Here is an 11,694-nt window from a genome sequence, read left to right as displayed (position 1 = left end):
CACCGGTGATCATGTTCTTTACGTAGTCGGCGTGGCCCGGGCAGTCGACGTGCGCGTAGTGACGCTTGTCGGTCTCGTACTCGACGTGGGCGGTGGCGATGGTGATACCACGCTCACGCTCTTCCGGAGCGTTGTCGATCTGGTCGAAAGCCTTGAACTCTGCCTGCCCCTTACCAGCGAGGACCTTGGTGATGGCAGCGGTCAGGGTGGTCTTGCCGTGGTCGACGTGGCCGATGGTGCCTATGTTTACGTGCGGTTTTGTTCTTTCAAACTTAGCCTTTGCCATTGCGGAATCCTCCTAGGTAAGGGAATTAAATATTAGCCTTAATCTTTTAGCCTTTAACCTTCGCGACGATCTCTTCAGCCACCGACTTCGGTACCGGCTCATAGTGGTCGAAGGTCATGGAGTAGGTTGCACGCCCCTGGGTTGCGGAACGAAGGATCGTGGAGTAGCCGAACATCTGGGCCAGAGGCACCATCGAGCTGACCACCTGGGCACCTGCGCGCCCTTCCATGCCCATGATGCGGCCACGGCGGGAGTTCAGGTCGCCGATGACGTCGCCCATGTACTCCTCGGGGACCACGACTTCGACGGACATGATCGGCTCAAGGATGATGGGGCCAGCCTTCTGGCACCCTTCTTTGAAGCCCATGGAGCCTGCGATCTTGAACGCCATCTCGGAGGAGTCAACCTCGTGGTAGGAGCCGTCGACCAGGGTGACCTTGACGTCCACCACCGGGTAGCCGGCCATGACGCCGGAATCGAGAGCTTCCTTGATGCCTTTGTCGACCGCCGGGATATACTCGCGCGGAACCACGCCGCCCTTGATAGCGTCGACGAACTCGTAACCCTTGCCAGCTTCCTGCGGCTCGACCTCCAGCCAGACGTGGCCGAACTGGCCGCGGCCGCCGGACTGACGCACGAACTTGCCTTCGGACTTGACCTTCTTGGTGATGGTCTCGCGGTATGCGACCTGCGGCTTACCGACGTTGGCGTCGACCTTGAATTCGCGGAACAGACGGTCGACGATGATCTCGAGATGAAGCTCGCCCATGCCGGAGATGATGGTCTGGCCGGTTTCCTCGTCGGTCTTGACGCGGAAGGACGGGTCCTCGGAGGCCAACTTGCCGAGCGAGATGCCAAGCTTTTCCTGGTCGGCCTTGGTCTTAGGCTCGATGGCGATCGAGATGACCGGCTCGGGGAACTCGATGGACTCGAGGATGACGGCGCTGTCTTCGTTGCAGAGCGTGTCGCCGGTAGTGGTGTACTTGAGACCCACGGCGGCGGCGATGTCGCCTGCGTACACTTCTTTTATCTCTTCACGCTTGTTGGCGTGCATCTTCAGGATGCGGCCGATCCTCTCGCGTTTCCCCTTGGTCGAGTTGTAGACGTAGGAACCGGAGGTGATGACGCCGGAGTAGACCCTGAAGAAGCAGAGCTGGCCAACGAACGGGTCGGTCATGATCTTGAATGCCAGCGAGGAGAAGGGCTCGGTATCGGAAGCGTGACGCTCGATCGGCGCCTCGGTGTTGGCATCGATACCCTGGATTGCCGGGATGTCAGTCGGAGCCGGCATGTAATCAAGAACTGCGTCCAGCAGCTGCTGGACACCCTTGTTCTTGAACGCCGAGCCGCAGATCACCGGGCAGATCTTGATGTCGAGGGTGCACTGACGGATGGCAGCCTTGAGCTCGTCTTTGGTGATTTCCTCACCGCCCAGGTATTTCTCCATCAGCGCGTCGTCGTGGCTGGATACTTCCTCGATCAGTGCGTCGCGGTATTCCTGAGCCTGGTCGACGAGATCAGCGGGGATCTCGATCACTTCGAAGACGGAGCCCATCGATTCGTCGTTGAATACGATGGCCTTCATCTCGATGAGGTCGACGATACCCTTGTAGTTCTCCTCGGAGCCGATCGGGATCTGCAGCGGGACGGGGTTGGCCTTGAGGCGGTCCTTGATCATGGCAACGCCGCGGAAGAAATCGGCGCCGACGCGGTCCATCTTGTTGACGAAGGCGATACGCGGAACGCGGTACTTGTCAGCCTGACGCCATACCGTCTCGGACTGCGGCTCGACGCCACCGACAGAGCAGAATACGGCGACAGCGCCGTCAAGGACGCGCAGCGAGCGCTCTACCTCGATGGTGAAGTCAACGTGACCCGGAGTATCAATGATGTTGATACGGTGGTCCTTCCACATGCAGGTGGTTGCAGCAGAGGTGATGGTGATGCCACGCTCCTGCTCCTGCTCCATCCAGTCCATGGTAGCGGCGCCGTCGTGGACCTCGCCGATCTTATGGGAAACACCGGTGTAGTAGAGAATACGCTCCGTGGTGGTTGTCTTCCCTGCATCTATGTGAGCCATGATCCCGATATTTCGGGTCATTTCCAGCGAAACCTGACGTGCCACTTACAAAACCTCCGAGTACTGTGGATCCTAAAGGATTACTACCAGCGGTAGTGAGCAAAGGCCCTGTTGGCCTCTGCCATCTTGTGCGTATCCTCACGCTTCTTCACCGCGGAACCACGGTTGTTGTAAGCGTCAAGGATCTCGCCGGCGAGCTTGTCGGTAACGGTCTTCTCGCTCCTGGCGTTGGAGTACTTCACCAGCCAGCGCATAGCCAGCGAGACGCGGCGCTCCGGACGCACTTCGACCGGAACCTGGTAGGTGGAACCGCCCACCCTTCTCGACTTCACCTCGAGCATCGGCTTGATGTTGTCGAGGCACTTCTTGAGAACCTTGACCGGCTCGTCGCTAGCCCTGGAAGCCGCCAGCTCGAGGGCGCCGTAAAGCGCCTTCTCAGCCGTAGACTTCTTGCCGTCCAGCATGATTATATTGATGAGCTTGGCGACCACCCGGTCACCGTACTTCGGATCCGGCAGAATCACCCTCTTGGCTACTTCTCTTCTTCTAGGCATAGCAAACCTCTCGCTTTATTCGATTACTTCGGTCTTTTTGCACCGTACTTGGAACGGCTCTTCATCCTTCCCTTCACGCCGACGGAGTCGAGCGTGCCGCGAACGATATGGTAACGGACACCCGGAAGGTCTTTAACCCTGCCGCCCCTGATCAGGACCACGGAGTGCTCCTGAAGGTTGTGCCCGACGCCCGGGATATAGGAAGTCACCTCGACGCCGTTAGTGAGGCGCACCCTGGCGACCTTCCTGAGAGCGGAGTTCGGTTTCTTCGGAGTTGTGGTGTAAACCCTGGTGCATACGCCCCTCTTCTGCGGGCAGCTCCTGAGTGCCGGAGCAGTGGATTTCTCACCCTTAGACTCCCGACCATTGCGAATAAGCTGATTGATTGTTGGCATACAGACCCTCTTCATACTATGCTTCCAGCTCAGGGCTCCCCCTGCGGAAGCGATGAAAATAGCAACATAGCATGTGCTTGTCAAGTTTTATTTCAAAATATTTTCACGAACCGCCGTGGCGGTTAGGCTTCTTCCAGATCCAGCTCTTCCTCTTCTACCGGCTCAGGTATGATCACCGGCTCTTCGGCGACCATGCGGAGGTTCCTGTAGATCGCCAGACCCGTACCAGCCGGGATCAGGCGGCCCATAATGACGTTCTCCTTGAGACCGCGAAGACTGTCAACTTTACCTTCTATGGATGCCTGTGTCAAGACTTTTGTTGTCTCCTGGAAGGAGGCCGCCGAGATGAAGGACTCGGTGGAGAGCGACGCCTTGGTGATACCGAGGAGCAGCGACTCCGCGGTGGCCGGCCTTCCGCCCTTGCTCATGGCCTTCTCGTTTTCTTCCTCGAAGACGTAGCGCTCGATCTGGTCGTCGATCAGGAGGTTGGTGTCGCCCACGTCCTTGACCCTGACCCTTCTGAGCATCTGGCGCACGATGGTCTCGATGTGCTTGTCGTTGATCTTTACGCCCTGCAGACGGTAGACCTCCTGCACCTCGTCGACCAGGTACTTGGCCAGTTCCTTCTGCCCCAGCACCCTGAGGATGTCGTGCGGGTTCGAGGAGCCGTCCATGAGGGCCTCGCCGGCGCGGACATGGTCCCCTTCGTGGACACTGATGTGCTTCCCTTTGGGGATCAGGTACTCTTTCGGCTCGCCCATCTCCGGGGTGACGATGACCTTGCGCTTGCCCTTGGCGTCCTTGCCGAAGGCGACCACGCCGTCGATCTCGGTGATGACCGCGAAGTCTTTCGGTTTTCTGGCCTCGAAGAGCTCGGCGACTCGCGGCAGACCACCGGTGATGTCCTTGGTCTTGGTGGTTTCGCGCGGGATCTTGGCGATGACGTCACCGGCGTTGACGACGGTGTCCTCCATCACGTTGATGTTGGAGCCGACCGGCAGGTAGTAGCGGGCCAGCAGGTTCTCCCCGATCTTGGCCGTCTTGCCGCTTTCGTCCTTGATGGTGATGCGCGGGCGCTTATCGGCGTCGCGGGTCTCGATGATGACCTTCCTGGAGAGGCCGGTGACTTCGTCGACCTGCTCCTCCATGGTGACCCCTTCGATGACGTCGCCGAACTTGACCTTACCGGAGATCTCGGTGAGGATCGGCATGGTGTACGGGTCCCACTCGGCGATGGACTGCCCCTGGGTGACCTTCTCCTCAGGCTTCACCTTGATCTTGGCGCCGTAGACGACGGTGTACTTCTCGCGTTCGCGCCCGGTCTCGTCCACGATGGCCAGCTCGCCGTTTCTGTTCATGACGATGTGGTGACCTTCGGAGTTGATGACGGAGTTGATGTTGATGAACTTGGCAAAACCCTCGTTCCTCGCCTCCAGTGCCGTCTGCTCCGCGCGCCTCGATGCGGTACCACCGATATGGAAGGTACGCATGGTGAGCTGGGTACCAGGCTCGCCGATCGACTGGGCGGCGATGACGCCGACCGCCTCGCCGCGGTTCACCAGGTGCCCGCGTGCCAGGTCGCGGCCGTAGCACTTGGCGCAGATGCCGCGGCGGCTCTCGCAGGTGAGCACCGAGCGGATCTTGACCTTCTCGAGGCCGGCGGCCTCGATCTTGGCCACCAGGGTCTCGTCGATCTCCTCGTTGGCCGGGACCAGCACGTCGCCGGTGACCGGATCGAGGATGTCGTCCAGGGCCACGCGGCCCAGGATGCGGTCACCGATGTGCTCGATGACCTCGCCCCCTTCAGTGAGGGAGGAGACGGTGAGGCCGTCGATGGTGCCGCAGTCGACCTCGGTGATGATGGCGTCCTGGGCGACGTCGACCAGACGGCGGGTGAGGTAACCGGAGTTTGCCGTCTTGAGTGCGGTATCGGCCAGACCTTTACGGGCACCGTGGGTCGAGATGAAGTACTGGAGCACGGTGAGGCCTTCGCGGAAGTTCGCGGTGATCGGAGTCTCGATGATCTCGCCCGACGGCTTGGCCATGAGTCCCCTCATCCCGGCCAGCTGGCGGATCTGCTGGGCGGAACCCCTTGCGCCCGAGTCGGCCATCATGTGGATCGCGTTGAAAGACGGCACCTTGACGTCGTTTCCTTCGGGATCCTTGATGGTGTCACGGGAGAGGTTGTCCAGCATCTCGCGGGCGATGTCCTCGGTCGATTTCGCCCAGATGTCGATGACCTTGTTGTAGCGCTCGCCGTCGGTGATCAGACCCTCGGTGTACTGGTTCTGGATCTCCTGCACCTCTTCGGTGGCGCGGGTGATGATGGCGGGCTTTCCTTCCGGGATGACCATGTCGTTGATGGAGATGGAGATACCGGCCTTGGCTGCATAGCGGAAGCCGATCGACTTCAGCTTGTCGGCCAGCACCACCGTCTCCTTGTTCCCGGCCAGACGGTAGCAGGTATCGACCAGGTTGGAGAGCTCCTTCTTGGTCATGACCTTGTTGATGGCCGAGAACGGCACCGCCTCGGGCAGGATCTCCCGCAGCAGCACGCGGCCGGTGGTGGTCTCCACCAGGGTCGGGCGCTCGTCGGTCGGGAGGTTCTTCATCCTGACCTTGATCCTGGCCTGCAGGTTGATCTCGCCCGCATCCCAGGCGATGGAGACCTCGTCGATCGACGAGAAGATCTTCCCTTCACCCTGGGCGAAGTGCTTCTCGCGGGTCATGTAGTAGATGCCGAGAACCATGTCCTGGGACGGCACGATGATCGGCTTGCCGTGTGCCGGCGACAGGATGTTGTTGGTGGACATCATGAGCACGCGGGTCTCGACCTGGCTCTCCACGGAGAGCGGGAGGTGGACCGCCATCTGGTCACCGTCGAAGTCGGCGTTGAAGGCGGTGCAGACCAGCGGGTGGAGCTGGATGGCCTTGCCCTCGATCAGCACCGGCTCGAAGGCCTGGATGCCGAGTCTGTGGAGCGTCGGGGCGCGGTTGAGCATGACCGGGTGTTCCTTGATCACCTCTTCCAGGACGTCCCAGACCTCCGGCTTCTCCTTCTCCACCATCTTCTTGGCGCTCTTGATGGTGGTGACGAAGCCGCGCTCCTCGAGCTTGTTGTAGATGAACGGCTTGAAGAGCTCCAGCGCCATCTTCTTGGGGAGACCGCACTGGTGGAGTCTCAGTTCCGGACCGACGACGATAACGGAACGGCCGGAGTAGTCGACGCGCTTTCCGAGGAGGTTCTGACGGAAGCGGCCGCTCTTACCCTTGAGCATGTCGGAGAGCGACTTCAGCGGACGCTTGTTCGGTCCGGCGATGGCGCGGCCGCGGCGGCCGTTGTCGAAGAGGGCGTCGACAGCTTCCTGCAGCATCCTCTTCTCGTTCCTGATTATGACCTCAGGGGCCTGCAGCTCCATCAGGCGCTTCAAGCGGTTGTTGCGGTTGATCACGCGACGGTAGAGGTCGTTCAGGTCCGAGGTCGCGAAGCGGCCGCCGTCCAGCGGGACCAGCGGGCGGAGCTCCGGCGGCAGCACCGGGATGCACTCGAGGATCATCCACTCCGGCTTGTTGCCGGAATTCTTGAAGGCCTCGATGACCTTGAGGCGCTTGGCGGTCTTCTTGCGCTTGGCCTCGCTGGTCGCCTCCTGCATCTCGACCCTCAGGTTTTCGGAGAGGAGGTCGAGATCCATGGAGGTCAGGCAGGTCCTGATGGCGGCTGCCCCCATACCGGCCTCGAAGCTGGTCGGACCGTGCTCCTCCAGGGCCTTCTGGTACTGGTCCTCGGAGAAGACCTGACCGAAGGGGAAGCCGGTGTTCTTCGGGTCGGTCACCACGTAGGCCTCGAAGTAGAGCACCTTCTCGAGGTCCTTCAGGGTGATGTCCATCAGGTTGCCGATCCTTGAAGGAAGGGACTTGAGGAACCAGATGTGGGCCACCGGGGTGGCCAGGTCGATGTGGCCCAGGCGCTCGCGGCGCACCTTGGACGGGATGACCTCGACGCCGCACTTCTCGCAGACGATGCCGCGGTGCTTCATCCGCTTGTATTTACCGCAGTTGCACTCGTAGTCCTTCGTAGGACCGAAGATCTTCGCGCAGAAGAGGCCGTCGCGCTCCGGCTTAAAGGTACGGTAGTTGATGGTCTCCGGCTTCTTGACCTCGCCGAACGAACGCTCCCTGATCTTTTCCGGAGAAGAGATCGAGATTTTGATGGAGGAGAAGTGCAACGGATCTTTCGGCTTATCGAAAAAAGTAAAGATATCTTCCAAAGTATATTCCTCCCTGTTAGTAGGAGTTACGTTATCAATTAAGGCATCATACGAGAGTCGGAGCCGTCAGACCGTAGGACCAGCCTGACAGCTCACAGCGACCCTAGTCCTCTTCGCTCTCCAGCAGTTCGACGTCGAGGCCCAGGGACTGCAGCTCCTTGATCAGAACGTTGAACGATTCCGGCAGACCAGGCTCCAGGGTGTGCTTCCCTTTGACGATGGCCTCGTACATCCTGGTGCGGCCGGCCACGTCGTCGGACTTGACGGTGAGGAACTCCTGCAGCGCGTATGCGGCGCCGTAAGCCTCCATCGCCCAGACCTCCATCTCCCCGAGCCTCTGGCCACCGAACTGCGCCTTGCCGCCCAGCGGCTGCTGGGTGACCAGCGAGTAGGGACCGATCGACCTGGCGTGGATCTTGTCGTCGACCAGGTGATGGAGCTTCAGCACGTACATGATGCCGACGGTGACCTTGTGCATGAAGGCGTCGCCGCTCTTGCCGTCGTACAGGGTGACCTGTCCGGTGGTCTCGAAGCCGGCGTGCTTCATCATGGCCTGGATCGACTCTTCGCTTGCGCCCTCGAAGACCGGGGAGGCCATGGGGATGCCGCGCTTGAGGCGCTTGGCGACATTGATCAGCTCCTCTCCTTCCAGCTTGTCGAGGAATTTGTCCATGTCGGGGTTGCCGTAGGCACCCTTCAGGAAGCGCTTGATCTCGTCGTGCGGAGAGTTCTTCTCCAGGAACTCCTCGATCTTCCAGCCCAGGCCGCGTGCTGCCCAGCCAAGGTGGGTCTCGAGGATCTGCCCCACGTTCATACGGGACGGAACGCCCAGCGGGTTCAGCACGATCTCGACCGGACGACCGTCTTCCATGTACGGCATGTCCTCTTCCGGAAGGATCCTGGAGACGACACCCTTGTTACCGTGGCGGCCGGCCATCTTGTCACCGACCTGGAGCTTTCTCTTGATGGCGATGTAGACCTTGACCATCTTGATGACGCCCGGGGGGAGGTCGTCGCCGCGGCGAAGCTTCTGCACCTTGTCGTCGAAGACGTACTTGATGATGTCGATCTGCTGGTTGAGCGTCGCCAGCGTCTGGGCCACTTTCTCGTCGACGGTATCGTCGTCGGCGATGGAGATCTCGTCCCAGCGGTCCATGGAGAAGGACTTCAGCATCTCCTCGGTGATGGCGGCCCCTTTCGGGATCAGCACCTTGCCGTCGGTACCTTCGATCTTGACCGCAGCGGTGCGGCCGACCAGGAGCTTCTTCAGCTTGCCGATGGCCGAATCGCGGATGATGCGGATCTCGTCCTGCTCGTCCTTCCTGAGACGCTGTTCCTCGGCCTTCTCGATGATCTCGGTGCGGGCGTCCTTGTCCGCGCCTTTGCGCGAGAAGATCTTGGCGCCGATCACGGTCCCCTCGACCCCCGGCGGCACGCGCAGCGAGGTATCCCTCACGTCGCCCGCCTTCTCGCCGAAGATGGCCCTGAGGAGTTTCTCTTCCGGGGAGAGCTGAGTCTCGCCCTTGGGAGTGATCTTGCCGACCAGGATGTCGCCCGGGCGTACTTCGGCCCCGATCCTGATGATACCCGACTCGTCCAGGTCCTTCAGGGTCTCTTCGCCGAGGTTCGGGATGTCGGAGGTGATCTCCTCCTTGCCCAGCTTGGTGTCGCGGGCCACCGCCTCGAACTCCTCGATGTGGATCGAGGTGTAGCGGTCGTCCTTGACCAGGCGCTCTGAGATGAGGATGGAGTCCTCATAGTTGTAGCCGCCCCAGGGCATGAAGGCAACCAGCACGTTCTGGCCCAGGGCCAGCTCTCCCATGTCGGTGGACGGTCCGTCGGCGATGATGTCGCCGGCTTTCACGTGATCGCCGACCTTGACCACCGGCCTCTGGTTGATGCAGGTGTTCTGGTTGGACCTGGCGAACTTGATCAGGTTGTAGATATCCACGCCGGTGCCGGTCGCGTCGTACTGGTCCTCGTCGATCTTGACTACGATCCTGGAGGCGTCGACCGACTCGACCACGCCGTTATGGCGGGCAACCGAGGAAACCCCGGAATCCCTGGCCACGACGCGCTCCATGCCGGTACCGACCAGCGGAGAGTCGGCGCGCAGAAGAGGCACGGCCTGGCGCTGCATGTTCGAACCCATGAGGGCGCGGTTCGCGTCGTCGTTTTCGAGGAACGGGATCAGCGAGGCGGCAACGGAAACGAGCTGCATCGGGGCCACGTCCATGAGCTCCAGCTCGTCGCGTCCCACCAGCACGAACTCGCCGCTCTTCCTGGCAGAGATGTAGTCGGCGGCGAAACGGCCGTTTTCATCGATTTCGGCGTTGGCCTGGGCGATGGCGTGACCTTCCTCCTCGAGAGCCGAGAAGAAGCGGACCTCGTCGGTCACCCTCCCATCCTTGACCACGCGGTACGGCGTCTCCACGAAGCCGTGCTCGTTGATGCGGGCGTAGGTGGAGAGCGAGGCGATCAGGCCGATGTTCGGACCCTCAGGGGTCTCGATCGGGCAGACGCGGCCGTAGTGGGTCGGATGGACGTCGCGGACCTCGAAGCCCGCGCGCTCGCGGGTCAAGCCCCCCGGTCCAAGAGCCGAGAGACGACGCTTGTGCGTGACCTCGGAGAGCGGGTTGGTCTGGTCCATGAACTGCGACAGCTGCGACGAGCCGAAGAACTCGCGCACGGCGGCGGCCGCCGGCTTGGCGTTGATCAGGTCCTGCGGCATCACGGTGTCGATGTCGACGGACGACATGCGCTCCTTGATGGCACGCTCCATGCGCAACAGGCCGATGCGGTACTGGTTCTCCATCAATTCGCCGACCGAGCGGACGCGGCGGTTGCCGAGATGGTCGATATCGTCGATCTCGCCCTTGCCGTCGCGCAGGTCGACCAGCGTCTTGATGACCGCCAGGATGTCGTCCTTGCGCAGCGTGCGCTGGGTATCGGGCGCATCGAGCTCGAGCCGCATGTTCATCTTGACGCGGCCGACCGCGGAGAGGTCGTAGCGCTCGCCGTCGAAGAACAGCGACTGGAACATGGCCTGCGCGGATTCCAGCGTCGGCGGCTCGCCCGGACGCATCACGCGGTAGATGTCGAACAGCGCGTCCTCGCGCGTCATGTTCTTGTCGGCGGACAGCGTGTTGCGGACGTAGGCGCCGACATTGACGTGGTCGATGTCGAGCAGCGGCAGCTCCTTGTAGCCCTGCTCGTTGAGCGACTTCAGCAGCTTGTCGGTGATTTCATCGCCCGCCTCGGCGTAGATCTCGCCGGTCTTCGGATTGACGAGGTCCTCGGCGAGGTAATTGCCGGCCAGATCCTCATCCGACATACGCAGCGCCTTCAGCCCCTTTTCCTGGAGCTGGCGCGCCGAGCGCACGGTGAGCTTCTTGCCGGCCTCGAGCACGACCTTGCCGGTGTCGGCATCGACCAGGTCGTTCATCGTGGTGTAGCCGCGGAAGCGGTTGGCGTCGAACGGCACGCGCCAGCCGTCCTTGGTGCGCTTGTAGGCGATCCGCTTGTAGAAGGTGTTGAGGATAGTCTCGCCGTCGAGCCCGAGGGCGAACATCAGCGAGGTCACCGGAATCTTGCGGCGCCGGTCGATGCGCGCATAGACGATGTCCTTGGCGTCGAACTCGATGTCGAGCCAGGAGCCGCGATAGGGGATGACGCGGGCTGCGAACAAAAGCTTGCCCGAGGAATGGGTCTTGCCCTTGTCGTGGTCGAAGAACACGCCGGGCGAACGGTGCATCTGGGAGACGATGACGCGCTCGGTGCCGTTGACGATGAAGGTGCCGTTCATCGTCATGAGCGGGATGTCGCCCATGTAAACGTCCTGCTCCTTGATGTCCTTGACCGAGCGCGCGCCCGTCTCTTCATCGATATCGAACACGATGAGGCGCAGCGTTACCTTGAGGGGCGCGGCATAGGTCATGCCGCGCTGGCGGCACTCGTCAACGTCGTACTTGGGCGGCTCGAATTCGTAATGAACGAATTCGAGTTGAGCGGTGTTAGAAAAGTCGGAGATCGGAAACACCGACTTGAAGACGGCCTGCAGCCCCTCGTCGGGACGGCCGCCTTCCGGCTCCTTGACCAGAAGGAACTGGTC

6 protein-coding genes are annotated in these 11,694 nt (G+C 61.3%); all 6 read right to left on the bottom strand.

The features are described 5' to 3' along the window. A partial coding sequence (locus AC11W3_RS02085) for a GTP-binding protein (protein WP_484092410.1) occupies nt 1-286 on the bottom strand: 286 nt, incomplete at its 3' end. Between the two features lie 46 nt (nt 287-332). Further along, nucleotides 333-2,411 (bottom strand): elongation factor G, encoded by a 2,079-nt coding sequence (fusA, locus tag AC11W3_RS02080; RefSeq protein WP_484088385.1) that lies wholly within the window; start codon nt 2,409-2,411, stop codon nt 333-335. Between the two features lie 38 nt (nt 2,412-2,449). Continuing rightward, nucleotides 2,450-2,920, bottom strand: coding sequence for a 30S ribosomal protein S7 (rpsG, locus tag AC11W3_RS02075; protein ID WP_484088384.1), 471 nt, complete (start codon nt 2,918-2,920; stop codon nt 2,450-2,452). Between the two features lie 23 nt (nt 2,921-2,943). Then, nucleotides 2,944-3,315 (bottom strand): 30S ribosomal protein S12, encoded by a 372-nt coding sequence (rpsL, locus tag AC11W3_RS02070; RefSeq protein ID WP_484088383.1) that lies wholly within the window; start codon nt 3,313-3,315, stop codon nt 2,944-2,946. A gap of 122 nt (nt 3,316-3,437) precedes the next feature. Further along, a complete protein-coding gene (rpoC, locus tag AC11W3_RS02065; RefSeq protein WP_484088382.1) occupies nt 3,438-7,583 on the bottom strand; it encodes a DNA-directed RNA polymerase subunit beta' in 4,146 nt (1,381 codons plus the stop codon). Nucleotides 7,584-7,686: 103 nt separating this feature from the next. Beyond that, the coding region (gene rpoB, locus AC11W3_RS02060; protein ID WP_484092409.1) for a DNA-directed RNA polymerase subunit beta at nt 7,687-11,694 on the bottom strand (4,008 nt) is incomplete at its 5' end.

The organism is Geomonas sp. (assembly GCF_056994735.1).
This window is presented reverse-complemented; position numbering and strand designations above follow the sequence as displayed.

Coding starts and splice junctions, on each gene's coding strand:
- rpsG (WP_484088384.1), bottom strand. CDS start 2,920: ATGCCTAGAAGAAGAGAAGTAGCCAAGAGGGTGATTCTGCCGGATCCG.
- rpsL (WP_484088383.1), bottom strand. CDS start 3,315: ATGCCAACAATCAATCAGCTTATTCGCAATGGTCGGGAGTCTAAGGGT.